This is a genomic window from Inhella sp. (assembly GCF_041912635.1).
Lineage (GTDB): Bacteria > Pseudomonadota > Gammaproteobacteria > Burkholderiales > Burkholderiaceae_C > Inhella.
This window is the reverse complement of record NZ_JAYRMO010000016.1, coordinates 81,039-105,158: the sequence shown is the minus strand read 5'-3', so window position 1 is coordinate 105,158 and position 24,120 is coordinate 81,039. Positions and strand designations below refer to the sequence as shown.

Here is a 24,120-nt window from a genome sequence, read left to right as displayed (position 1 = left end):
AAGTTGCAATGAATTGCTTCATCGCGACTCGACATCAAGTGCCCACGCTTATTGGCTGCAATTTGTTAAAGAACTTGCGCAAAACGATCAATCGCTTGATCTTTCTTGCGTCGCCACTGACTTGTCACCAGCGCAGAAGCGAGATTGTTGCAGCGTTTCGTTCCGCTTGTCAACACTTTGCGAAGAAATTTTTGAAAACCTCTTCAAACTCAGCGCCAACTTCTCGCAAAGATCGTTTTACTGATCTTTTGTTCTCGACCGCGATATAAATCAGCAACCGAGCCAGAGATTGTTGCAAAACTTCAAACCGCCTGTCAACACCTGGATCGAAAATTTCTTCGCAACCCAAACTCAACATCCTTCACTAACCGAACCGCACCAGGAGTTGCCCCAGGGCGCTTCGTTCAGCGAAGCCCGCCACTATAGCAAGGATTTTGAGAACGGCGCAAGCACTTTGACCTTTCAGTTGCTGCGCACGCAAGCCGCGCCGTGTCGCAAGTGGATGCACGTGCGGTGGATGCAGCTGCGACGGCTGCCCTCAGATCTCAATCTCATCAAGAGCAGAGGTCATCCCAGCGCGGGATGACCCAGGGGCATGCTCGCTCCAAGGCGATGGGCGTGCCGTCTACCGAACGGTCACGAGTTCCCAGGCCGACCTTCCTTGCATGAGAGTGACCGACTACTTGGCGTAGTCCATCACCACCTTCCACCGCCCATCCTGAATCTGCGAGAGTCGGGACGCATCGCTGCCAAGCCGCTTGGTGGGCGAATAGCTGGCAGGCGCTGAGCCGAAGAGGTCGGCTGGGAAGGTCATGGTGTCCATGGCCTTGATGAAGCTGTCCGTGGTCAGGGTAGGCCCGGCCTTCTGTGCGGCGCGGATCAGTCCGTCAATGATCATGTAGCCGTACGCAGAGAAGACCGTAGGGTCCTCGCTGAACTTGGTCTTGTACTTGGTGGCCCAGAAGCGCAGCGGTTGAGAGGCTTCATCCAGATAGGGATGTTGGGTGGCCATTGCGGCATAGAAGCCGTCCATGGCCTTGCCCCCCAGTCGATGGATCAAGTCCGTATAGGCCGCACTGGAGCCGAGGAAGGTAGGGCTGAAGCCCGTCTTGCGAGACTCGCCAATCGTGCCGATGGTTTCGCGCACGATCGTTCCGAGCACCACCAGTTCGCAACCCGCCGCCTTGAGCTTGGCCACCTGCGAGGAAAACTCGGTGGCGCCGCGTTTGAAGCTGGTCTTCTCGGTCAGCTCGGCACCCATGCCTTTCAACCCGGCCTCAGCGCCCTTGAGGACCTCCATGCCGAAGTCGTCATCCTGGTAGTGAACGCAGATCTTCTTGGCACCCTTCTCTTTCGCCAGCAGCGGCAGCATCACGCGGATCTGCTCGTAATAGGGCACGGCAAAGGAGTACTTGAGCCTATGGAAGGGCTCATACATCTCGCGGGCGGCCGTCAGCGGCCAGAAGTTGATGACATTGCGCTCGAACTGCACCGGCATGGCCGCGAGGTTGTGGGCGGTGCCCACATGGCCGGCCATGATGAAGATCTTGTCCTGGTTGACCAGCTTCTGCGCCGCCAGCACGGCCCGCTTGGGGTCGTAGCCTGAGTCTTCAAACTTGAGCACGATGCGGCGACCATGCACGCCGCCCTGCTCATTGAGCTCTTCGGCTCGCAGCAGCATGCCGTTGCGGGCCTGCTTGCCGTAGCCGGCCAAGGGCCCGGAGAAATCCTGGATGGATCCCACCACGATCTCGGTCTTGCTGACGCCTTGCTGCTGGGCCAGCGCTGGGGCGGCCGTCCATGCGCTCAGGATCAACGGGAGCAGGAACTGAACAGGCTTTTTCATGCGGGTCTCCTGAAGGGGCGGCGCTAGGCAGCGCGGTACATGGACTCGATCAAATCGGCGTACTTCTTCTGCACAAAGCTGCGCTTGAGTTTCATGGTGGGCGTCAGCTCTTCGTCTTCGGCGCTGAGTTGGGTCTCCAGCAAGCGGAAGGCCTTGACCTGCTCGACGCGCGCGAATTCCTGGTTGACGCGTTCCACTTCGGCCTGGATCAGGGCCAGCACCTGCGGCGCGCGGGTCAGGCTGGCGTAGTTCGAAAAGGGCACGTCATGCTCCTGGGCAAAGCGCTCGACGTTGTCCTGGTCGATCATGATGAGGGCGGTAAGGTAGGCGCGGCGATCGCCAATCACCACGGCGTCGGTGATGTAGGGCGAAAACTTCAGCTGGTTCTCGATCTCGCTCGGGGTGATGTTCTTGCCACCGGCCGTGATGATGATGTCTTTCATGCGGTCGGTGATGCGGTAATGCCCTTGCTCATCCAAGCGGCCGACATCGCCGGTGTGGAACCAGCCCTCGGCATCGATCACCTCCGCCGTCTTCTCGGGCTGGTTCAGGTAGCCGCGAAACAGATGGGGGCCGCGCGTCAGCATTTCGCCCGTGTAGGGGTCGATGCGCATCTCCACCCCAGGTGCGGGCGGCCCGATGGTGCCGGGGCGGATGTCCTCCGGCAGGGTGAGCGTGCCGTGGGCACAGGTTTCGGTCATGCCCCAGCCTTCCAGCATCGGGAGGCCCAGGGCCAAGTACCAGCGGATCAGATCCGGCGAAATCGGTGCGGCACCACTGACCAGCACGCGCGCTCGTTCGATGCCGATCGTGCGCCGCACATTCCCCAGCACCAGCCAATCGGCCAGGCGGAAGCGCAGCTTCAGCCCGAGGGGCACCGGCTGCCGACCCAACACCCGCTGCACCACCGCCTGGCCGGTGGCGATGGCCCAGCGGTAGGCGCGCTGCTGTAGCGGGCTGGCTTCCGCCACGGCGATGCTGATGGCGGAATAGAACTTCTCCCAGACCCGCGGCACCGCGAAGAGCACATGGGGTGAGACCTCGCGCAGGTTCTCGGCAAAGGTGTCGGGGCTCTCGACGAAGTTCAGGGTCGCGCCGCTCAGGAGCGCCGAGTAGGCGCCGATGAGGCGCTCGGCGATGTGACACAGCGGCAAGAAGCACACGCGCTCGTCGCTGTCGAACTGGGGCAGGTTGGCGCAGGCCGAGCGCACCGCGCTAACCAGGCCGGCGTGCACATGCATGGCCCCCTTGGGCTTGCCGGTGGTGCCACTGGTGTAGACGAGGATCGCCAGATCCTCGGGCTGCACGGCGGCCAGGCGTTCGTCGAAGCGCTGCGGCTGCGCGTGGGCGCGCCCGCGTGCGCGCAGTGCCTCCAGGCTCAACACCATCGGATCGTGGAAGCCTTCAAGCCCCTGCGGGTCGAACACCACGATCCAGCGCAGAGCCGGCAACTGCCCGCGCACCTCCAGCACCTTGTCCAGCTGTTCGTCGTCCTCGACAAAGATCAGCTCGGCGGCGGAATCGGCACACAGGTATTGCACCTGCGAGGGCGCGTCGGTCGGGTAGATGCCGTTGGCCACGCAGCCGGCGCTCTGGATGGCCAAATCGGCGAGCAGCCACTCCAGCCGCGTATTGGCCAGGATGGCGGCCACGGCACGCGGCGGCAGGTCCAGGCTGTCCAGCCCAAGCGCCATCTCGCGCACGGCCTCGCCTACGGCCTGCCAGCTCCAGCCCTGCCAGATGCCGAGCTTCTTCTCGCGCAGGAAGATGCGCTCCCCTCGCGCCGCCACCCCCGCCCAGAACAGCGCGGGAATGGTCTGGCCCGCGAGGCGGTAGTCCCCCTTGCGCTCGAACGCGGAAAGATCCCAGAGTCCGGCCATCTCAGTGCCAGCTCTTTCTGCGCTTCCAGCGCCGCTCGCCGCGGGCGCCAGCATCGTGCTGCAGGCCAAGATAGAACTCCTGGATGTCGGCCCGTTCGCGCAACTCGGCGCAGGGGCCCTCCACGACGATGCGCCCGTTCTCGAGGATGAAACCCAGATCGGCCAGATCCAGCGCCAGGTGGGCGTTCTGCTCCACCAGCAGCAGGGTGGTGCCGCGCTCGCGGTTGATGCGCCGGATGATGGCGAAGATCTCCTGCGTGAGCTTCGGGCTCAAGCCCAGGCTGGGCTCGTCGAGCAGGATCATGCGCGGCGCCGCCATCAGCGCGCGGGCAATCGCCAGCATCTGCTGCTGGCCGCCCGAGAGCAGGCCGGCAGCCTGCGCCGCCCGTTCCTTCAGGATGGGGAAGTAGGCCTGCACCTGCTCGATGTCCCGCGCGACGGCATCGCGGTCGCTGCGCGTGTAGGCGCCCATCAACAGGTTCTCGCGCACGGAAAGCAGCGGAAAGACCTCGCGCCCCTCCGGCACCTGCACCAGGCCGCGCCGCACGATCTCGGCCGGGTCATGGCCACCGATCTCGGCGCCGGCGAAGCGCACGCTGCCGCGGCGCGGGTCGTTGATGCCGGAGAGCGTCTTCAGCAAGGTGGTCTTGCCCGCACCATTGGGGCCGAGCACGGTGGCGATGCGGCCTTCCGGCACGGCCAGGCTGACACCGCGGACCGCCTTGATCGGCCCGTACGCCGCCTCCAGGTTGAGCACTTCAAGCAGGGCGGGTGCACTCATGCGGCGGTCCCCAGATAGGCCTCGATGACCCGTGCATCGCCCTGCACCTCGGCCGGCGTGCCCAGGGCCAGGCACTCGCCCTGGTTCATGGCCAGCACCCGGTCGGACACGCGTGAGACCAGGCTCATGTCGTGCTCCACCATCAGCACCGTGATGCCGCGCAGGCGCTGCAGGTCCTGGATCCAGAAGGCCAGGTCACGGGTCTCGTCCACGTTCAGGCCGCTGCTGGGTTCGTCCAGCAGCAGCAGTTCGGGCTCGGCGCAAAGCGCGCGGGCCAGCTCCACCAGCTTGCGCACGCCGTAGGGCAGGCCGGCGACACGGCTGTCACGGTAGTGCTGCAGGTTCAGGAAGTCGATCACCTCCTCGACCTTGCGGCGCGACTCGCGCTCCTGCCGGCGCACAGCGGGCAGGAACAGCGCTTCCTGCCACAGGCTGCGGCGCTGGTGCACATGGCGTCCGATCAGCAGGTTCTGCAGCACCGAGGCCTGCTCAAACAGCTCGATGTTCTGGAAGGTGCGCGCGATGCCCAGCTCGGCCATCGCATGCGCGGGCCGGGCGGTGAGGGACTGGCCGTTGAACAGGATCTCGCCGCTGCTTGGTGTGTACAGGCGCGAGATCAGGTTGAACACCGTGGTCTTGCCCGCACCGTTGGGGCCGATCAGCGTGAACACCTCGCCGCGCTGCACGTCGAAGCTGACGCCATTGACCGCCAGCACGCCACCGAAGCGCTTGCCGAGCTGGCGTACCTGAAGCAGGGCCTCGCTCACCGCAGCCGCTCCGACTTCTGGTAGCTCTTCTGGCGTGCAAACAGCCCGCGCCGGTAAAAGGGGAAGAGCTGCAGCCAGGTGCGCAGCTTGAGCCAGCGCCCGTAGAGGCCATAGGGCTCAAACAGCACGAAACCGATCAGCACCAGGCCATAGACCGCCGACTGCAGGCCCGGCGCCTGGCCGATGTGCGTGGGCAGGTAGTCCTTCACCATCGCGATGCCCTGGGGCATGGCGATCAGGAAGATCGCGCCCAGATACGCGCCATGCACCGAACCCAGCCCCCCGATGGTGACCAGCAGCAGCAGGTCGATCGACTGCAGGATGCCGAACTGGTCGGGCGAGAGAAAGCGGATCTGGTGCGCGTACAGCGCCCCGCCCACGCCGGTGAAGAAAGCCGAGAGCGCGAAGGCCAGGGTCTTGGTGCGCGCCAGATGGATGCCCATGCACTGGGCCGAGACCTCGGAATCGCGCACCGCCACGAAGGCGCGGCCGGTGGGCGAGCGCAGCAGGTTCAGCAGCAGCAGGGTGCAGGCCACCGCCACCACCAGGCACAGGAAATAGAACTTCGTGCCGCTGTCGATCACCAGCCCGAACGCCTGGGCCTGCGGTACCAGCAGACCGGCATTGCCGCCGGTCAGCGACTCCCAGCGCGCCAACCCCTCTTCGACGATGAAGCCGAAGGCCAGGGTGGCGATGGCCAGGTAGATGCCCTTGACGCGCAGCGCCGGCAGGCCCACCACCACACCCACCAGGGCGGCCAGCAGGCCGGCGGTGGGAATGGACGACACAAAGGGCCAGCCCGCCTTCATCAGCAGGGCCTGCGTGTAGGCCCCCACGCCCAGAAAGGCCGCATGGCCCATCGAGAACAGGCCGGTGAAGCCGGCCAGCAGCATCAGCCCCAGGCCGACGATGCCGTAGATCAGCACGAAGCTCAGTTGCGTGAGGCCGTAGTCTTCCAGCCACCAGGGTGCGGCCAGCAGGGCCAGCAGCAGCAGGCCGTACCAGAAGCGCTGGCCACCATGCTTCACCAGGTCAATGTCCTGGTCGTAGGAGGTCTTGAAGAGCGTGCGCATCGCCGGCCTACACCTTCTTGGCCAGGCGCTCGCCGAACAGGCCGTGCGGCATCAGCATCAGCACCAGCAGCACCAACACATAGGCGCTGATGTCCTTGACCCCTTCGGGCAGGTAGAAGCCCGCCAGCGCCTCGACCACGCCGATGACGATGCCGCCGACGATGGCGCCGGGCAGGCTGCCGAAGCCACCCACCACCGCGGCCGGAAAGGCCTTCAGGCCGATCAGACCCATGTTCGCGTGCACGAAAGTGATGGGCGCCAGCAGCACGGCCGCCACCGCAGCCACCCCGGCCGCCAGGGCCCACACATAGCCGTTCAGCCGCCGCACCGGGATGCCCATGTAGTAGGCCGCCAGTTGGTTCTGCGAGGCCGCCTGCATGGCGACGCCGACGCGCGTGAACCGGAACAGCGCGTATAGACCCAGGCTCAGGAGCAGCGTCAGGCCGATCACCACCAACTGCTCCACCGCCAGCACGATGCCGCCGGGCAGCGTCACCGGGCCCGAATAGGGCAGTTCGAGCCGATGCGTCTCGGTGCCCACCACCGGCAGCATGGTGATGACGCCGCGCGCCAGATAACCCAGGCCCAGGGTGAGCATGACGATGGCAAAGGCCGGCTGACCCAACACCGGCCGGATCATCAGCCGCTCGATGCCCAGCCCGAAGGCGGCCAGCGCCAGCACGGCCAGGGGCAAAGCCAGCCAGAGCGAGAGCCCGAGCTGGTTGATCAGCAGCAGCGCCACGAAGCCGCCGACCATCATGATGTCGCCCTGCGCAAAGCTGACTGTCTCGGTGGCCTTGTAGATCAGCACGAAGCCGAGCGCGATCAGGCCGTAGATGCAGCCCTGGGCAATTCCGGAGACCAGGACCTGCAACTCCATCACGCCCCCTCGGCGAAGGCCTCGTCGCGCTTCTTGCGGATCGAGGGCAGGATCATCAACACCAGCAGCACCGCGGCGGCCAGCAACAGGCCGGCCGAAAGCGGCCGCGTGACCAGGCTGCTCCAGTCGCCGCGCGAAATGCGCAGTGCCTGACGCAGGGTCTCTTCCATCATGCCGCCGAGGATGAAGCCCATCAGCAGCGGCGCGGGTTCACAGCTCAGCTTGTGGAACACATAGCCGAGCAGCGCAAAGCCGGCGGTCAGGTAGACATCGAAGACGTTGTTGTTGATCGAGTAGGCACCGATGCAGCAGAACACCACGATGGCCGGGAACAGCAGGCGATAGGGCACGCTGAGCAGGCGGATCCACAGGCCGATCAGCGGCAGGTTCAGCACCACCAGCATCAGGTTGCCCACCCACATCGAGACGATCAGCCCCCAGAACAGCGCCGGGTTGCTCTGCATCACTTGCGGGCCGGGCTGGATGCCCTTGAGCGTCATCGCGCCCACCATCAGGGCCATCACCGCATTGGGCGGGATGCCCAGCACCAGCATGGGAATGAAGCTGGTCTGCGCGCCGGCGTTGTTGGCGCTCTCGGGCCCGGCCACGCCCTCGATGGCGCCCTGGCCGAAGCGGCTCGGGTCCTTGGCCAGCTTCTTTTCCAGCGTGTAGGAGGCAAAGGCCGCCAACAAGGCGCCGCCGCCGGGCAGCACGCCCAGCAGCGAACCCAGGCCGGTGCCGCGCAGCACCGCCGGAGCAGCAGCGCGCAGATCGGCACGGCTGGGCCAGAGGCCGTGGACGGACTTGGTGAAGACCTCGCGCTGCCCTTCCGGCTGCGAGAGCGAGGCAATGATTTCGCCAAAGCCGAACAGCCCCATGGCAATGACGACGAAACCGATGCCATCGCTCAGCTCCATGAAGCCGAAGCTGAAGCGCGGCTGGCCCGTCATCACATCGGAATTGACCTGGCCCAGCAGGATGCCCAGCACCACCATGGCCACCGACTTGACCGGCGCCCCCTGCCCCAGCGCCACCGCGCCCACCAGGCCCAGCACCATCAACGAAAAGTACTCATGCCGGCCAAACTGCTGGGATAGGGTGACCAGGGGTGGCGCGAACATGACGATCAGGGCCGTGCCCACGCAGCCGGCGAAGAAGCTGCCCAGCGCCGCAATGGATAGCGCCGCGCCGGCGCGGCCCTGGCGCGCCATCTGGTAGCCGTCCAGCGCGGTGACGACCGAGCTGGCCTCGCCCGGCACATTGATCAGGATGGCCGTGGTGGAGCCGCCGTACTGGGCGCCGTAGTAGATGCCGGCCAGCATGATCAGAGCCGGCGTGGCGTCCAGCCCATGCAGGGTGGGCAGCAGCATGGCGATGGTGGCCACCGGCCCCAGACCCGGCAGCACGCCGATCAAGGTGCCCAGCAACGCGCCGAACAGCGCATAGCCCAGGTTCGTCAGGCTCAGCGCCGTGCTCAGGCCCAGGGCCAGCTGGTCCCACATCAATGTGGCCACCATGTGGAAACGGGGCTGGGCCAGACCGGCAGCGGCAAGCCCAGGCCCGCCACGAACACCGCCCAGCTGAACAGGGCCAGACCCAGGCCCAACAGCAGGGCTTCCCACAGCCTGGCCTCACGCCCAGCGAAGGAGACGCCGAAGCCCACACCGGTCACCGTGAGCAGCAGCCCCAGCCGATGCAGGCCCAGGCCGAAGCCCACGACCGCCAGCACGATGGCCAGCAGCGGCCGCCAGGCGATCGGCCCGACCGGCTGGCCGCCTTCGGATTCGATGCTGAGCGACTTGAACAGCACCATGCCGCCCAGCAAGGCCAGCAGCACGCCCAGGCCAAAGGGGAAGTAGCCCGGACCGGGCGCCGCAGCATCGCCAAAACTGTAGGCCGTGGCCCCCCAGGCAAAGGCAATGCCCAGAGCGATGAAGAGCAACCCGGCGAAGAAGTCCCGCGAACCCTTGGGCGTCATCGTTCAACTCTCCCAGGCAGGCGTACTGCGCAGCACTTCTTCCAAGGTCGTCACGCCCTCCGACACCTTGCGCACACCGCTCAGGCGCAAGGCACGCAGGCCCTCGTGGGCCGCGGCACGGCGCAGCGCAGCCATGTTCGGGCTGGGCATCAGATGCTGGCGCACCGGCTCGCTCAGGTTCAGCAGCTCGTACAGGCCAGCGCGGCCCCGAAAGCCGGTGTGACGGCAGTCAAGACAACCCACAGGCCGGTAGGGCCTGAGCTCTCCCGACATGCGCCAGGGCTTGACCAGCTCGTTCAGCGTCTCGACGCTGATGCTGGAGTCCGGCTCCTTGCAGTTCGGGCACAAAGTGCGCACCAGGCGCTGGGCGAGCACACCGATGACGGTGGCACTGATGAGGTAGGCGGGCACACCCAGATCAATCAGGCGCGTGATGGCCGACACCGAATCGTTGGTGTGCAGGGTACTGAACACGAGGTGGCCGGTCAGCGCGGCCTGGATGGCCATCTCGGCGGTTTCCAGGTCGCGGATCTCGCCCACCATGATGATGTCGGGGTCCTGGCGCATCAGGGCGCGCAGGCCCTCGCTGAAGCCGAAGTCCAGGGTCTGCTGCACCTGCGTCTGGTTGAAGGCCGGCTCGATCATCTCGATCGGGTCTTCGATGGTGCAGACGTTGACCTCGTCCGTGGCCAGGCGCTTGAGCGTGGAATAAAGAGTCGTCGTCTTGCCCGAGCCGGTGGGGCCGGTGACGAGCACGATGCCGTGCGGGGCCGCCACCAGCTGGTTCCAGCGCTCGGCGTCGTGGCGGCTGAAGCCGAGCTGGTCGAGCTCCTTGAGCGCGTTGTCGGGGTCGAAGATGCGCATCACCATCTTCTCGCCGAAGGCGGTGGGCAGGGTGGAGAGGCGCATTTCCACCTCCTCGCCGGCCGGGTTGCGCGTCTTGATGCGACCGTCGAGCGGGCGGCGGCGCTCCACCACGTCCATGCGACCGAGCAGCTTGACGCGCGAGATCATGGCGCTCATCACCGAGCTGGGCAGCTGGTAGACGGTATGCAGCACGCCGTCGATGCGAAAGCGGATCAGGCCGATCTCGCGGCGCGGCTCCAGATGGATGTCAGAAGCGCGCTGGTCAAAGGCGTACTGCCACAGCCAGTCCACGACCTGCACCACGCCCTGGTCATTGGCGTCAAGCTGCTTGTTGCTCTTGCCCAGCTCCACCAGCTGCTCGAAGCTGGCCAGCCCGGCCACCTCACCGCTCTTGGTGGCGGCACGCACCGACTTGGCCAGCGTGAAGAACTCGGTGGTGAAGCGGCTGATGTCCTGCGGGTTGGCCACCACCAGCTTGACGGTCTTGCGCGAATGGCTCTCGATCTGCGGCACCCAGGCCACATCAAAGGGCTCGCTGGTGGCGATGGTGATGTCGCTCAGCCCCATCAGCACCGGCAGGCAGCGGTGCTTCTCGGCGTAGGCGGCGTTCATCACATCGGCGACGCGGCCCACTTCCACCTTGAGCGGGTCGATGCGCAGGTAGGGCAACTTGGCGCGCGTGGCCAGCCATTCGGTCAGCGCCTCGGTATCCAGGCTGCGCTGGGTGCCGGCACGCTGCAAGCCGGCACGCCCCAGACGCACCAGCGGGTGCATGGCACTGTCCCCCACGGCAAAGCGGCTCTCGGTGGAGCTGGCCGTTTCGACATCGATCATCCCGTCCTCCTGCAGCCACTGCAGCAGGGTGCGCCAGTTCAGACGCGCGTCGGTCGCGGGGGGCGGCGGGGGCGGACGGGACTTCGAACTCATTCGCGCTCGTCGGAAGAAGGGAGCCAGGGCTTGAGACCGCGCAGCCAACGCTTGGCGGGCAGGCCCAGAGTGGCGTCGATGGTAGTGGCGCGCCTTTGCAGTTCGGCCTTGTCCGGGAGAGCGTTTTCCCGGGTGGCTACCACCACGGTGTTGCCTTCCTTGGTCGCTGCGAGGCGCCACACCGAATCGGCCCCGAAGGCCGCCGCGATCCGCGCGCAGGAGCGCTCGAACGAGGCCTGGCGGCCGAACAGGTTCACGGCCATGCCGCCACCCGGCGCCAGCAGCTCGCGGCATTCGGCATAGAAGCCTTCATCGTCCAGCACCGGTGCGGCGGCCTCGTGGTCGTACAGGTCCACGTGCAGCAGCTGCACCTGGCCGCGGCGCGAGCCCTCGCGCAGCCAATCCGCAGCGTCAGCCAGGTGCACCTGCAGGCCATCACCATCTGCCGGAAGGTGGAACCAGTGCCGGCACACGCGCAGCACGCCGGGGTGCAGCTCCACCGCCTCGGTGGGCCGGCCCAGCACCTGGTGGCAGAACTTGGTCAGCGCCGCCGCGCCCAAGCCGAGCTGCACGCACAGGCCCTCGCGCCAGGCCTCGGGCGGCTGCCAGAGCAGCGGCGCCATCATGCGCTGGATGTACTCCAGCTCCAGCTTCAGGGGCTTGCTGATGCGCATCGCGCCCTGCACCCAGATGCTGTCCAGGTGCAGCGAGCGGACTCCGGCGTAGTCGGAGATCGTGACCTCGGGGAGGTCGTCTTCAAGGAGTTCAGGCATGGGGCGGCGATTGTCTACAGTCGCCCGGCCCTCAACACCCCGGGAGTCGCCCCATGAACACCGAAGCCATCTGGCAGTTTCTGAGCACGCAGGGGGCCGAGTTCGGCCTCAAGGTGCTGGCCGCCATTGCCGCCTGGATCGTCGGCCGCTGGCTGATCGCCCTGGCCCTGAACCTGTTCAGCCGCGCGCTTGCCGCCGGCAAGAAGGTGGATCAGACGCTCAGCAATTACCTGCGCTCGATCCTCAGCGTGCTCTTGAACCTGGTGCTGATCCTGGCCATCCTGGACATCTTTGGTGTCAAGACCACCAGCTTCGCCGCCCTGCTGGCCGGCGCCGGGGTGGCCATCGGCATGGCCTGGAGCGGGCTGCTCGGCCACTTCGCGGCCGGCGTGTTCATGCAGGTGCTGCGGCCCTTCAAGGTGGGGGACTTCATCAGCGCCGGTGGCATCACCGGCACGGTGACGGAGATCGGCCTGTTCGGTACCACCGTCACCACGCCGGACAACGTGCAGACCATCGTCGGCAACAACGTGGTGTTCGGCAGCGCGATCCAGAACTTCTCCGCCCTGCCCCACCGCCGCGTGGACTGCCTGGCCAAGGTGGCCAATAGCGTCGATCCGCTCGACGCGATCGCGCGCCTGAAGCCGGCCATCGCCGCCATCGCCAACGTCAAGTCCGAACCGGCGCCGGACATCGAGATCCTGCAGTTCACGCCCGAAGGTCCGCTGCTGTGCGTGCGGCCCTATTGCCACACCGACCACTACTGGCAGGTCTACTTCGACACCCACAAGGCCATCGTCGCCACCTTCGGTGCGGCCGGCTACCCGGTGCCGGAGACGCCGATCACGCCGCGCAACCGCTAGTCAGCAAAGGCCAGCAGTTCGCCGCCCAGCGTGGCGGCGAACACCTGGCCCGGTGCCAGCGCCAGGCTGCCGGTGACGCCATAGGTCGCCGGGCTGGCGGGCGCCGCCAGCGGCGCTCGCCAATGCGGCCGGCCGCTGCGCCGCTCGAAAGACCAGACCGAGGCCTCGTGCCCCACTGTGTAGCCGGGCAGGGCCGAGGTGCCGATGGCCACGCGCTGCGCGTCCAGCGCGGGTGAGCCCCAGGCCCAGCCATGCACGTCGCGGCGCCAGACCAGCCGGCCCGTGCGCGGCGCCCAGCAGCTCAAGTGCGCGCCGTCCGACGAGCCCAGGTAGGCCAGGCCGTCCAGGCCATTGACGGCCGACTCGACCCAGCTGAACCAGTGGTAGCGCCGCCAAGCCTCGGCGCCATCAGCCAGGCGCAGCGCGAACAGCTCGTAGCTGCGTGAGCCGACCAGCACCAGGCCGTCCTCCACCCACACCGCGGACACCACCGGCGCGCCGGTCTCAAAGCGCCAGCGTTCGCGCCCGCTCGCCAGCTCGAAGGCGCGCACGCTGCCGTCGAAGGCGCCGAGCACGACCAGGCCGCCGGCGATCACCGGCGTGCCGAGCAGGCTGTGGCCGATGTCGGCCTGCCAGCGCAGGCGCCGCTCGGGCGCATTGCCCAATTGCCAACACGCCAGGCGGCCGGCGTGGCTGGCCGTGAGCAGGGCCTCGCCCTGCAGCGCCACGCCGGCGCCGAAGCGGTCAAAGCGTGCGCCGGGCTGGCCGGGCGGGATGCGCCGCACCGGCTGATCCTGCAACGGCAGCTGCCAGACCGGGGCACCGCTGCCGGCCTCGAAGGCATGCAGCAGGCCGTCGTCGCTGGGCACGAGCAGCTGGCCCTGGTGCAGCAGCGGGCGGCAGCGCAGTGCACCACCGGTACGGGCCTGCCAGCGGGTGTGGCCATCGGCCAGGTCCAGCGCGTGCAGCACGCCGGCGTCGTCACTGGCGAACAGGCTGTCACCCGCGCGCAGCAGGTCGGCCCAGAGCGGCGCGCCCAGCTCGCGCCGCCACAGGGTGCGCGGTGGGGGCAGGTCGGGCAGGGCACGGGGCGGCTGCGGCAGTTCGCCGCGCTCCAGCACCAGGGGCAGGCGCAGGCGCGGCAGCAGGAACTCGGGCATGGCGCCAAGCAGGCGCCGGCCATCGCGGCTGGGCTGCAGCTGCCAGCCACTGCCCAGTTGCAGCGCACCGTCCTGCCAGCGGGCGCGGCCGAAGGGCGCGTTCCAGGCGTGGATGGCGGGCAGCGTGGCCTGGACCGTCCAGCCGCCCTCGGCATGGGGCGCGAAGCGCAGGCCGATGGGGGTGGACTCGCCGGCGTGGCGCAGCGTGGCGACCCAACTGCCGCTCGGGTCGAAAGCCGTCGCGGCCTGGGCGACAAGAGGCAGGCCGGCGGCGGCCAGCACCAGGGGGCGTCTTTGCATGCGCGCCATCCTCGGACGGGCGTGCGTCCGATCCAAAGGTCAGGGCCGCGCCAGTTGCAGCAGGGCTTGGGCCACGCGCTCGGCGCCCTCGCCCAGCGGGCGTTCGGCCGGGCGCAGCAAATGCCAGCCCAGGCGCGCCTTCACCGCCCATTGGCGCGCCAGCCAGAGCTCGGGTGGCAGCTCGGCTTCCAGCAGCGGTGCCTGCACCAGGGCCACGCCCAGGCCGCAGCGCGCCGCCTGCTGCACCAGCTCGTAGCCCTGCAGGGTGCGGTCGGCCGGCTGGGCGCGGAAGGCCAGGCCCTGGGCCTCGCACCAATGGCGCCAGCCGCTGGCATCGGCATTGAAGAGGCGCGGCAGGGTCAGCAAGGCCTTGGGCGCGTGCCGGCCCGGCGCCAGCAGTGTGCGGGGCACCAGCGGCACCAGCTCCTCGTGCGCGAACAGGGCCTGGCTGCGCACGCCCGGCCAGCGCCCGGCGCCGTAGCGCAGTGCCAGGTCCACGCCCTCGCCGGCCAGATCGACCAGGCGCGATTCGGTCAGCAGCTCGATGCGCAAACCGCCCGCCGCCTGCTCCAGCGCGGCCAGGCGCTCCAGCAACCAGAAGCGCGCCATCGAGGGCGTGGTGGCCAGGCGCACGGTGACGGGGCGGCGCACCTTGCGGCCGCGGTCGGCGGCATGGTCCAGCAGGTCCAGGCCCTGCCAGATGCGCGTGAGCAATCGCTCGCCGTCCGGCGTGGGTTTGGCGCCGCGCGCATGGCGGATGAAGAGCGGCAGGCCGGCCCAGGTCTCGGCCCCGGCCACGCGCCGGCTGATGGCCGCATGCGTCACGCCCAGCTCCAGCGCCGCCGCGCTGAAGGAACCGGTGCGGGCCACCGCCAGCGCTGCCAGCAGGCAGTCCAGCGGTGGCAGGTGTTGGGGCAGGCTGTACGCAGAGCTCACAGCTCATTCTGTACCGGCCGACTGGTTCGGCCGCCCCGGCCCGCCCAGACTGGCGGCCATGAACACCACCACCCTGCCCCGCCCCGTCGCTCTGGTGCCCGTCGGCCTGCTGGCCGCCCTGGCCACCGTGCTGTTCTGGGCCAGTTCCTTCCCGCTGATCCGCGCCGCCGTGGCCGAGTTCAGCCCCCTGCCCTTGGCGGCGCTGCGCTACGCCGTGGCCGGCGCGGCCATGGGCGCCTGGCTGCTGCTGGCGCCCGGCGGACGCGAACTACTGCCGCGCGGCCGCGAATGGCCGCGCCTGCTGCTGGCCGCCGGCCTGGGCATCGTGGCCTACAACCTGCTGCTGAACAGCGGGCAGCGCACCGTCTCGGCCGGTGCGGCCAGCTTCATCGCCAACACCGCGCCGGTGATGACGGCCCTGCTGGCCGTGCTGCTGCTGGGCGAGCGCCTGCGCGTCTGGGCCTGGCCGGGCATGGCGCTCAGCTTGGGCGGCGTGGGCCTGATCGCCGCCGCCCAGCCCGGCGGTCTGCATCTTGGCGCCGGGGCGCTGCAGATCCTGGGTTCGGCCGCCTGCCTGGCGATGTTCTTTGTTGTCCAGCGCCCGCTGCTGGCGCGCCTGGGCGGGCTGCGCACCGCCGCCTGGGTGGTAGTGCTGGGCGGTTTGCTGCTCTTGCCCTGGCTGCCGGCAGGCCTGGCCCAGGCGCAAGGCGCCAGCGTGCAAGGGATCTGGACCGTCATCGCCCTGGGCCTGTTCCCGGCCGCGCTGGGCTATGGCTGCTGGGCGGTGGCGCAGGCGCATTACGGCGCGGCGCGGGCGGCGAGCTTTCTCTACCTGGTGCCGCCCACGGCCACGCTGATGGCCCTGGCCCTGCTGGGCGAGCGGCCGAGCCCGCAGATCCTGCTGGGCGGTGCGCTGGCCCTGGGCGGGGTGCTGGTGGTCAACCGCTGGGGCAAGGCCTGAAAGCCGAGAGCTGCGCCAGCCAATGCGCGCGCTTGTCGGCCAGGCTCAGGCCGGCATGGGCCGGGCTGGTAGAAGGCAGGCGCAGCAGGGGCCAGGGCGCGCCGGGCAGCAGGGCCTGGGTCTGGCGCCAGGCGGCGTCGCCATTGCAAGCGATGGCGCGCAGCGCCGGCAGGCGCGCCACCAGCTCCGGCAAGGCGCTGGGTTCGGCGGCGCGAATGGCGCTGTCCAGGCTGCCCGGCCGAACACAGGCGGCCACGGCATCCCAGAGCGCAATGCGCGCCTCGACCAGGGCCCGCAGGCGCTCGGCATAGGGGCGCGCGGGCAGATCGACCTGGCCGGTGAGCGCCGCCATCAGCGGCCAGAAGGCGTTGCGCGGATGCGCGTAGTACTGCGCCGCGGCCAGGCTGGCGGCGCCGGGGAAGCTGCCGAGAATCAGCAGTTCGGCGTCGGCGCGCCAGACCGGCGCCAAGCCGATCAGCCGTTCAGCTTGGGCAGCACCCGGCATGCGTTGGCACTCGTGATCGCGGCCGTCTGTTCAAGACTCCAGCCGCGCAGCGCGGCCAGGGTCTCGGCAATGCGCGGCAGCTCGCAGGGCTCGTTGCGGCTGCGCTCGCCTTGCTGCCGCTGTTCAGCGGTCTTGTAAAGCCAGTGCGGCGGGATGTCCGGCGCATCGGTTTCCAGCACCAGCGCGGTCTCGGGCAGCTCGGCGGCCAGGCGCCGCAGCTGCAGTGCACGCTCGAAGGTCAGGGCACCGCCGAAACCGAGTGCGAAGCCCTGCTCGATGAAGGCGTTTGCCTGCTGGGTGCTGCCGTTGAAGGCGTGCGCGATGCCGCCCTGTACGGGGATGCGGCGCAGGCCGGCGAGCAGCTGATCCGCGCTCTTGCGCACATGCAGGATCACCGGCAGCTGGTGCTTGCGCGCGAGCTTCAGCTGCGCGGCGTAGAAAAACTGCTGGCGCTCGGGGTCCAGGCCGGGGACAAAGAAGTCGAGGCCGATTTCGCCCACCGCCACCAGCAGCGGGTCGGTTGCGGCCTCGTGCAGCATCCGGTCCAGCAGCGCCAGGTCCGCGTCCTGCGCCCCGGGCGTGTAGAGCGGATGGATGCCCAGCGCATAGGGCTGGCCGGCGGCGCGGCACAGCGCCTGCGTGCGGGCGAGGTCGCTGGCCTGCACGACGGGAACGATGAAGCGCTTGACACCGGCCGCCAGGGCACGTGCCCGCACGGCCTCGCGGTCCTCCGCGAACTCGGGAGCGTCCCAGTGGCAGTGGGTGTCGATCCACATGCCACAAGCTCCGAGTCAGCGGAACACGACGGTACGCTTGCCGTTCAGCAGCACCCGATGCGCGGCATGCCACTGAATCGCCCGCGCCAGCGCCACGCACTCCATGTCGCGGCCCACGGCTGCGAGCTGCTCGGGAGTCTGGGCGTGGTCGATGCGGGCGACCTCCTGCTCAATGATCGGGCCCTCGTCCAGATCGCTGGTGACGTAGTGGGCGGTCGCGCCGATCAGCTTGACGCCGCGCTCGAAGGCCTGGTGGTAGGGGCGCGCGCCCTTGAAGCCGGGCAGGAAGCTGTGATGGATGTTGATGGCGCGGCCGTTCAGGAACTCGCACAGGTCCTCGCTCAGGATCTGCATGTAGCGGGCCAGCACCACCAGCTCGACGCCCTGCTCGGTCACGATGTCCTTGATCTTCTTTTCCTGCGCCGCCTTCTGCTCGGGCGTGGCGTTCAGCAGCGGCAGGTGGTGGAAGGGCACGTTGTGCGAGGCCGCGAGTTGGTAGAAGTCGCGGTGGTTGCTGGCGATGGCCACGACCTCGATGTTCAGGTGCGCGGTGGCAACGCGGAACAGGATGTCGTTCAGGCAATGGCCGAACTTGCTGACCAAAATCATGACCTTGGTCTTGTGCGCGGCGTCCACCAGCTCCCAGTCCATCTGCATCTGCGCGGCCAGGGGCGTGAAGGCCTCGCGCAAGGTGGCCAGGGCCTCGTTCGACTCGAACTCGATGCGCATGAAGAAACGCGCGTGGTCCGGGTCGCCGTACTGGGCGGAGCTGAGGATGTTGCTCTGGGTCTGCAGCAGGATGCCGGTGACGGCGTGGACGATGCCGGCGCGGTCCGGGCAGCTGAGCTTGAGGATGTAGCGGGCGTTCATACGGGGTGCAGGGTTCCGTGGTCCAGGCGCCAGCGCTGCTGGCAGCGGGCGGCCAAATCGATGTCGTGGGTCACCAGCACGAAGGCGGTGCCCTGCTCGCGAGCGGCGTCCAGCATCAGCTGGAAGACGCCGTCGGCGGTGTCGCGGTCGAGGTTACCGGTGGGCTCATCGGCCAGCACGCAGGCCGGCTTCGTCACCAGCGCACGGGCCATGGCCACGCGCTGGCGCTCGCCACCGCTGAGCTCGGCCGGCCGGTGCTCCACGCGTTCGGCCAGGCCCACGCGGGCCAGCATGGCGCGCGCCTGCTCCCGCGCCTGGGTCATCGGAATGCGGCGGATGCGCAGCGGCATGGCCACGTTGTCCAGCGCCGAGAACTCGGGCAGCAGGTGGTGGAACTGGTAGACGAAACCGAGGTGCTGGTTGCGCCAGGCGCCCAGGGCGCTGGCGCTGAAATCGGTCAGCGCACGGCCCATCAGCTGAACGCGGCCGCCGCTGGGTTGCTCCAGCCCGCCCAGCAAATGCAGCAGGGTGCTCTTGCCCGAACCGCTGGCGCCGACGATGGCGACCGTCTCGCCCGCCCGCACCGTCAGGTCCAGGCCCTTGAGCACGCTGACGTCGAGCGGGCCTTCGTGGAAGCGCTGGGTCAGGCCCGTAGCTTGCAACACAAGTTCACTCATAGCGCAGGGCCTGAGCCGGTTGCACGCGTGCGGCGCGCCAGCTCGGGTAGAGAGTGGCCAGCAGCGCCAGGCCGAGGGAGATGAAGGCAATCGGCAGGATGTCGCCGCGCTGCGGGTCGCTGGGCATCTGGCTGATCAGGTAAATGTTGGCGGGCAAGAACTTGGCGCCCAGCAGGCCCTCGATGGCCGGCACGATGACGTCCACATTGAAGGCGATCAGCAGGCCCAAGGCGACGCCGCTGAGCGTGCCAACCACGCCGGCGAACGCGCCCTGCACGATGAAGATGGCCTGGATGCTGCGTGGGCTCGCGCCCAGGGTGCGCAGGATGGCGATGTCGCTCTGCTTGTCCGTCACCACCATCACCAGGGTGCTGACGAGATTGAAGGCGGCCACCGCGACGATGAGCGTGAGGATGATGCCCATCATGCGCTTCTCCACCTGCACGGCGGCGAACCAGGTGGGGTTGGCGCGGGTCCAGTCGCGCACGCGCCAATCGGGGCCCAGCGTGGGCTGGAGTTGATCGGCCACGGCGCGGGCAGTGTGCAGGTCGTGCAGGCGCAGCTGCAGGCCGCTGGCCCCGCCGGTGCGGAAGAGCTTGGCGGCGTCGTCCAGATGCATCATCACCAAGCCGGCGTCGTACTCGTAATGCCCGGCCTGGAAGATGCCGGCCACCTTGAAGCTGCGCAGGCGCGGCGTCACGCCGGCCGGGGTCACGCTGCCGCCGGGGGCCATCACGGTGAGGGCATCGCCCACCTGCACACCCAGCTGGCGCGCCAGTTCCTGGCCGATCAGCATCTTCCACTGGCCCGGCTGCAGCTCGTTCAGCACCGCCGGGGCCAGCTTGCCTGCCATCGGGGTGACCTTGGGTTCGTGCTCGGGCAGCACGCCGCGCACCATCACGCCGCGCATGTCCTCGCCACGCGCCAGCAGGGCCTGGCTGCTCACAAACGGCGCCACGCCGGCCACCTGGGGCAGGCCCTGGGCCTGCTGGGCCAGCGGCTGCCAGTCCTCCACGCCCAGGCCGTCCCAGCGCGTCACTTCCAGGTGGGCGATGGCGCTGAGCATGGCGTCGCGCACTTCGCGCTGGAAGCCGTTCATCACCGAGAGCACGACGATCAACGCCGCCACGCCCAGGGCGATGCCGACCATCGAGACGCCGGAAATGAAGGAAATGAAGGCGTTGCGCCGGCCGCCCTTGCCGGCGCGCAGGTAGCGCCAGCCGACTTGCAGCTCGTAAGGAAGATTCATGGATTTGGGCCCGCAGGGGGCGCGATGCTACCGGGCGCCCCGGGCGCGCGGCCCCTGCAAGCTGGGGAGCGCGCCCGGCCTCAGTGCCCGTGGCCGCCCTGGCCGCCCAGCGCGCGCACCGGCACCTGCAACTGCAGCGTTTCGGCCGGCTTGCCCGGGCGCTCGATCTGCAGCGTCAGCGGCAGGGTGTCGCCGGCCTTCAGCGGCTGCTTCAGGCCCATCAACATCAGGTGGTAGCCGCCCGGCTTGAGCGTCACCATTTGCCCGGCCGGCAGCTCCAGCGCCGGGACTTCGCGCATTTTCATCACGCCGTCGTCCATGCGCATCTCATGGATCTCCACCCGCGCCGCCGCCGGGGTGCTGCCCCCCACGAGCTTGGCGCCATCGGGCGAGCGCAGCTGCAGGAACACGCCGGTGGCCTTCTGGGCCGCCACCGTGCCGCGGGCCCAGGCCTCGCTGGCGGTGGTCTGGGCCTGGGCCAGGCCGGACAAGAGCAGCGCAAGCGCCAGGGCGCCGGGCTTCCAAGACTTCATCACGATCTCCAACAAGGGCTTCAGGGGCGGATTGTTCCGTGCGCCGCGCACCCGCCATCCGGGGGGCCGGGCACCGCCGCAGCGGCGGATTTGCGCCGGATCTGCGCATACTACGGAAACATTTAGATACGCCGGGAGGTCCAGATGTCGATCTGGTTGGACGAGCTCGAACGCGAAGCCCAGGTGCACGCCGAACAGAACCTGCAGGACCGGCGCGCGCTGCGCATGGCCATGCACCGGGCCTTGGACGAGGTGCAGGCCGGGCGCGACGCCGATTGCGTGCTGATCATGCTCGACTTCCTGCCGCGCCCCCAGGGGGCCGACGCCGCGGCGCCGCCGGCCGATCCGAGCGAAGGCCAGGCCATGCTGCGCGAAGAGTTGCTGCGCCAGCCCTACGAAGCCTTTGAATTGCGCCGCGGCCAGGCCTGCGTGCTGGTGCCCGGCGCACCGGATGGCACCGAACTGCAGCGCGTGGTGATGCGCCTGAACCGGCGCCTGCAGCTGCTGAGCCAGCGGCGCTACAAACTCCTGTTCGGTCTCTCGCGCGCCAGCGAGGCGCGCAATGGCGGCGCGGCCTGGCTGGCGCTTGCCGATCTGCGCCTGCAAGTCTGCATGGCGCGCGCCGGCCTGGCCCCTCCCCTGCCCACGGGGCCGCGGCCGGGGGCGTTTGAGCGGCGGCGCACCGGCAAGCGCTGACGCCCTCAGGCGCTCAGTGCGCCGTCTCCCAGCTGGCTCCAAACCCGACCTCGGCCAGCAGCGGCACCTTCAGCTGGGCCACGCCGGCCATCAGCGCCGGCACCTGGCTCGCCACCCAGTCACGCTCGCTCTCGGGCAGTTCGAACACCAGTTCATCGTGCACCTGCATCACGATCTGGGTCTGCTTGCCCTCCCGGTCGATGGCGGCCTGCACCGCCAGCATGGCCAGCTTGATCAGATCGGCCGCCGTGCCCTGCATGGGGGCATTGATGGCCTGGCGCTCGGCACCGGCGCGGCGCGGGCCGTTGCCGCTGTTGATCTCGGGCAGCCAGAGGCGGCGGCCGAACACGGTTTCCACATAGCCCTTGGCCTTGGCGCCGGCGCGGGTCTCGTCCATGTAGCGGCGCACGCCCTGGAAGCGGGCGAAGTAGAGGTCGATGTAGTCCTTGGCGGCCTTGGGCTCGATGCCCAGCTGCGCCGCTAGGCCGTAGGCACCCATGCCGTAAATGAGCCCGAAATTGATCGCCTTGGCGGCGCGACGCTGCTCGGTGCTCACCTGCTCCAGCGGCGTGCCGAACACTTCGGCGGCGGTGGCCTTGTGGATGTCGGCACCGCTGGCGAAGGCGGCCAGCATGGCCGGGTCTTCGCTGAGGTGGGCCATGATGCGCAGCTCGATCTGCGAGTAGTCGGCGCTGGCGATCAGGCGGCCCGGCGGAGCCACGAAGGCCTCGCGGATGCGCCGGCCTTCCGCCGTGCGCACGGGGATGTTCTGCAGGTTCGGGTCGTTGCTGGCCAGCCGGCCCGTCACCGCCACGGCCTGCGCGTAATGGGTGTGCACACGGCCGGTGTGTGGGTTCACCATCAAGGGCAGCTTGTCGGTGTAGGTGCTCTTGAGCTTGGCCAGGCCGCGGTGCTCGAGGATCTTGGCCGGCAGCGGGAAGTCGGCGGCCAGTTCGGTCAGCACCTCTTCGTCGGTGCTGGGCGCGCCGGTGGCGGTCTTCTTCTTCACCGGCAGGCCGAGCTTGCCGAACAGGATCTCGCCGATCTGCTTGGGGCTGCCCAGGTTGAAGGGCTGGCCGGCCAGGGTGTAGAGCTCCTGCTCCAGCGCCAGCAGGCGCTGGCCCAGCTCGTGGCTCTGCGCCTGCAGCATGGCGGCGTCGATCAGCACGCCGTTGCGCTCCACACGCAGCAGCTGCGCCGAGGTGGGCATCTCGATCTGCTCGTACACATAGCGCAGGCCGGGCTCGGCCAGGATGCGCGGCAGCAGGCGCTGGTGCACGCCCAGGCACATCTCGCTGTCCTCGCACGAGTACTCGGCGGCGCGCGCCACATCCACCTGGGCGAAGGGAATCTGTTTGGCCCCCTTGCCGCACAGGTCCTCGTAGCTCAGGCCCTTGCGGCCCAGCTCGCGCTCGGCCAGGGCCTCCAGGCTGTGGCTCTTGTGGGCTTCGAGCACATAGCTTTGCAGCATGGTGTCGTGCGTGTAGCCCTGCACCTGGATGCCGTGGTTGGCAAACACATGGGCGTCGTACTTCACATGCTGTCCCAGCTTGGCGCGCGTGCCGTCTTCCAGCCAGGGCTTGAGCCGCGCCAGCACCTCGTCCAGCGGCAGCTGCTCCGGGTGATCCATGCCGGCATGGCGCAGCGGGATGTAGCAGGCCTCCCAGGGCGCCACGCTGAAGCTCAGGCCGACGATGCGGGCATCGAGGTTGCTGAGCGAATCGGTCTCGGTGTCCAGCGCCACCAGCTTGGTGGCCTGAAGCTTCTGCAGCCAAGCGTCGAAGCGTTCCCAGCTGCTGACGGTTTCGTAGCGCTTGTCCTGCGCCGGCGGCGGGGGTTCGGCCTGCACCGGCTCGGCCTGGGTCTGGGGCGCCACGCCCTGACCTTCGAGCTCGCGCTTCCAGCTCTTGAAGCCATGCTGGGTGTAGAAGGCCAGCAGCCCCTCGCGGTCTACGGCCTTGAAGGCCAGGCCTTCCACCGAAGGCCAGGGCTGCAGGTGTTCGGAGAGATCGCAATCGGTCTTGACCGTCACCAGCTTGCGGCCGGTGGGCAGCCAGTCCAGCGCCTTGCGCAGGTTTTCGCCCGCCACGCCCTTGATGCTGGCGGCCGCGGCCACCACGCCGTCGAGCGAGCCATGCTCGGCAATCCATTTGGCGGCGGTCTTGGGGCCGACCTTGTCCACGCCAGGGACGTTGTCCACGGCGTCGCCCATCAGGGTCAGGTAGTCGACGATGCGGTTCGGCGGCACGCCGAACTTGGCCAGCACGCCGGCTTCGTCCAGGCGCTCGTTGCTCATGGTGTTGAGCAGGCTGACGGCGGGCGTCACCAGCTGGGCCAGATCCTTATCGCCGGTGCTGATGACCACCTGATGCCCGCTCGCCTCGGCCAGCTTGGCCAGGGTGCCGATGGCGTCGTCGGCCTCGATGCCGGGCACGGTCAGCACCGGCCAGCCGAGCAACTGCACCACCTGGTGGATCAGCGGGATCTGGGCGCGCAAGTCATCGGGCATGGGCGCGCGCTGGGCCTTGTACTCGGGGTACCAGTCGTCGCGGAAGGTCGGGCCGGAGGCATCGAACACGCAGGCGGCATGGGCCCCGGGGTAGCGGTCGCGCAGCTGCTTGAGCATGGCCACCATGCCATGCACGGCGCCGGTGGCCTGGCCGTCCGGGCCGCGCAGATCCGGCATGGCGTGGTAGGCGCGGTAGAGGTAGCTGCTGCCGTCGACGAGCAGCACGAGGGGGGTCTCGGCATTCATGCGCGGCATTGTCAGCGGGCCAAGAAAAAGCGGCCCCGCAGGGCCGCTTTCAGTTGCGAAGCGAGGC

General features: G+C 68.6%; 24 protein-coding genes. 5 read left to right on the top strand and 19 right to left on the bottom strand.

Annotation, left to right across the window (positions count from 1 at the left end; all coding sequences use genetic code 11):
• Both ACE3QP_RS11380 and ACE3QP_RS11375 read left to right on the top strand, forming a co-directional pair.
• Positions 1-244: hypothetical protein (locus tag ACE3QP_RS11380; RefSeq protein ID WP_374436163.1), on the top strand; the 244-nt coding region annotated here is incomplete at its 5' end.
• 45 nt (positions 245-289) lie between these two features.
• On the top strand, positions 290-586 hold the full coding sequence (locus ACE3QP_RS11375; protein ID WP_374436161.1) for a hypothetical protein: 297 nt from the start codon (positions 290-292) through the stop codon (positions 584-586).
• A gap of 93 nt (positions 587-679) precedes the next feature.
• On the opposite strand, the gene ACE3QP_RS11370 is transcribed toward ACE3QP_RS11375, so the two are convergent.
• The 10 genes from ACE3QP_RS11370 to ACE3QP_RS11325 are packed head-to-tail and all read right to left on the bottom strand — an operon-like array spanning position 680 to position 11,772.
• On the bottom strand, positions 680-1,846 hold the full coding sequence (locus tag ACE3QP_RS11370) for an ABC transporter substrate-binding protein (protein WP_374436159.1): 1,167 nt from the start codon (positions 1,844-1,846) through the stop codon (positions 680-682).
• A 23-nt stretch (positions 1,847-1,869) separates the two neighbouring features.
• A complete protein-coding gene (locus tag ACE3QP_RS11365; protein ID WP_374436158.1) occupies positions 1,870-3,726 on the bottom strand; it encodes a long-chain fatty acid--CoA ligase in 1,857 nt (618 codons plus the stop codon).
• 1 nt (position 3,727) lies between these two features.
• Positions 3,728-4,507, bottom strand: a complete 780-nt coding sequence (locus ACE3QP_RS11360) for an ABC transporter ATP-binding protein (protein ID WP_374436156.1) — start codon at positions 4,505-4,507, stop codon at positions 3,728-3,730.
• Positions 4,504-5,274, bottom strand: a complete 771-nt coding sequence (locus tag ACE3QP_RS11355) for an ABC transporter ATP-binding protein (protein WP_374436154.1) — start codon at positions 5,272-5,274, stop codon at positions 4,504-4,506. Before ACE3QP_RS11355 ends, ACE3QP_RS11360 begins: the two co-directional genes overlap by 4 nt.
• Positions 5,271-6,347: a branched-chain amino acid ABC transporter permease gene (locus ACE3QP_RS11350; protein WP_374436151.1), complete on the bottom strand. Its 1,077-nt coding sequence runs from the start codon at positions 6,345-6,347 to the stop codon at positions 5,271-5,273. The genes ACE3QP_RS11355 and ACE3QP_RS11350 overlap by 4 nt, the downstream gene beginning before the upstream one ends.
• Positions 6,348-6,354: 7 nt before the next feature.
• Positions 6,355-7,230, bottom strand: coding sequence for a branched-chain amino acid ABC transporter permease (locus ACE3QP_RS11345; protein ID WP_374436149.1), 876 nt, complete (start codon positions 7,228-7,230; stop codon positions 6,355-6,357).
• A complete protein-coding gene (locus tag ACE3QP_RS11340) occupies positions 7,227-8,729 on the bottom strand; it encodes a tripartite tricarboxylate transporter permease (RefSeq protein WP_374436146.1) in 1,503 nt (500 codons plus the stop codon). The genes ACE3QP_RS11345 and ACE3QP_RS11340 overlap by 4 nt, the downstream gene beginning before the upstream one ends.
• Positions 8,729-9,205 (bottom strand): tripartite tricarboxylate transporter TctB family protein, encoded by a 477-nt coding sequence (locus ACE3QP_RS11335; RefSeq protein ID WP_374436144.1) that lies wholly within the window; start codon positions 9,203-9,205, stop codon positions 8,729-8,731. Before ACE3QP_RS11335 ends, ACE3QP_RS11340 begins: the two co-directional genes overlap by 1 nt.
• Positions 9,206-9,208: 3 nt before the next feature.
• Entirely contained in the window at positions 9,209-10,999 is a 1,791-nt protein-coding gene (locus ACE3QP_RS11330) for a GspE/PulE family protein (protein ID WP_374436142.1), read from the bottom strand.
• On the bottom strand, positions 10,996-11,772 hold the full coding sequence (locus ACE3QP_RS11325) for a spermidine synthase (protein ID WP_374436138.1): 777 nt from the start codon (positions 11,770-11,772) through the stop codon (positions 10,996-10,998). The genes ACE3QP_RS11330 and ACE3QP_RS11325 overlap by 4 nt, the downstream gene beginning before the upstream one ends.
• Before the next feature lie 53 nt (positions 11,773-11,825).
• On the opposite strand from ACE3QP_RS11325, the gene ACE3QP_RS11320 reads away from it, so the two are divergent.
• Positions 11,826-12,635 carry a mechanosensitive ion channel family protein gene (locus tag ACE3QP_RS11320; RefSeq protein WP_374436136.1) on the top strand — a complete coding sequence of 270 codons (810 nt, stop codon included), beginning with the start codon at positions 11,826-11,828 and terminating at the stop codon, positions 12,633-12,635.
• On the opposite strand, the gene ACE3QP_RS11315 is transcribed toward ACE3QP_RS11320, so the two are convergent.
• Complete coding sequence (locus ACE3QP_RS11315) at positions 12,632-14,095, bottom strand: PQQ-binding-like beta-propeller repeat protein (RefSeq protein ID WP_374436134.1); 1,464 nt, start codon at positions 14,093-14,095, stop codon at positions 12,632-12,634. The two genes, ACE3QP_RS11320 and ACE3QP_RS11315, sit on opposite strands and share 4 nt — an antisense overlap.
• 39 nt (positions 14,096-14,134) lie before the next feature.
• Positions 14,135-15,031 (bottom strand): LysR substrate-binding domain-containing protein, encoded by an 897-nt coding sequence (locus tag ACE3QP_RS11310; protein ID WP_374436132.1) that lies wholly within the window; start codon positions 15,029-15,031, stop codon positions 14,135-14,137.
• 58 nt (positions 15,032-15,089) lie between these two features.
• Between ACE3QP_RS11310 and ACE3QP_RS11305 the strand changes: the two genes are divergently transcribed.
• Complete coding sequence (locus ACE3QP_RS11305; RefSeq protein ID WP_374436131.1) at positions 15,090-15,992, top strand: DMT family transporter; 903 nt, start codon at positions 15,090-15,092, stop codon at positions 15,990-15,992.
• On the opposite strand, the gene ACE3QP_RS11300 is transcribed toward ACE3QP_RS11305, so the two are convergent.
• The 6 genes from ACE3QP_RS11300 to ACE3QP_RS11275 form a co-directional block, all read right to left on the bottom strand.
• Positions 15,970-16,497, bottom strand: coding sequence for a DNA-deoxyinosine glycosylase (locus tag ACE3QP_RS11300; protein WP_374436129.1), 528 nt, complete (start codon positions 16,495-16,497; stop codon positions 15,970-15,972). The genes ACE3QP_RS11305 and ACE3QP_RS11300 overlap by 23 nt on opposite strands.
• Positions 16,467-17,273: a TatD family hydrolase gene (locus ACE3QP_RS11295; protein WP_374436128.1), complete on the bottom strand. Its 807-nt coding sequence runs from the start codon at positions 17,271-17,273 to the stop codon at positions 16,467-16,469. Before ACE3QP_RS11295 ends, ACE3QP_RS11300 begins: the two co-directional genes overlap by 31 nt.
• Before the next feature lie 15 nt (positions 17,274-17,288).
• The gene (gene purU, locus ACE3QP_RS11290) at positions 17,289-18,143 is read right to left on the bottom strand and encodes a formyltetrahydrofolate deformylase (RefSeq protein ID WP_374436126.1); all 855 of its coding nucleotides are present in this window, start codon (positions 18,141-18,143) and stop codon (positions 17,289-17,291) included.
• Positions 18,140-18,820, bottom strand: a complete 681-nt coding sequence (locus tag ACE3QP_RS11285; RefSeq protein ID WP_374436125.1) for an ABC transporter ATP-binding protein — start codon at positions 18,818-18,820, stop codon at positions 18,140-18,142. The genes purU and ACE3QP_RS11285 overlap by 4 nt, the downstream gene beginning before the upstream one ends.
• Positions 18,813-20,069 (bottom strand): lipoprotein-releasing ABC transporter permease subunit, encoded by a 1,257-nt coding sequence (locus tag ACE3QP_RS11280; RefSeq protein WP_374436123.1) that lies wholly within the window; start codon positions 20,067-20,069, stop codon positions 18,813-18,815. The genes ACE3QP_RS11285 and ACE3QP_RS11280 overlap by 8 nt, the downstream gene beginning before the upstream one ends.
• A gap of 80 nt (positions 20,070-20,149) precedes the next feature.
• Positions 20,150-20,602 carry a copper chaperone PCu(A)C gene (locus ACE3QP_RS11275; protein ID WP_374436122.1) on the bottom strand — a complete coding sequence of 151 codons (453 nt, stop codon included), beginning with the start codon at positions 20,600-20,602 and terminating at the stop codon, positions 20,150-20,152.
• A 144-nt stretch (positions 20,603-20,746) separates the two neighbouring features.
• Between ACE3QP_RS11275 and ACE3QP_RS11270 the strand changes: the two genes are divergently transcribed.
• Positions 20,747-21,298 carry a hypothetical protein gene (locus ACE3QP_RS11270; protein ID WP_374436119.1) on the top strand — a complete coding sequence of 184 codons (552 nt, stop codon included), beginning with the start codon at positions 20,747-20,749 and terminating at the stop codon, positions 21,296-21,298.
• A 13-nt stretch (positions 21,299-21,311) separates the two neighbouring features.
• On the opposite strand, the gene polA is transcribed toward ACE3QP_RS11270, so the two are convergent.
• A complete protein-coding gene (gene polA, locus ACE3QP_RS11265; protein ID WP_374436117.1) occupies positions 21,312-24,053 on the bottom strand; it encodes a DNA polymerase I in 2,742 nt (913 codons plus the stop codon).
• Positions 24,054-24,120: the final 67 nt, after the last annotated feature.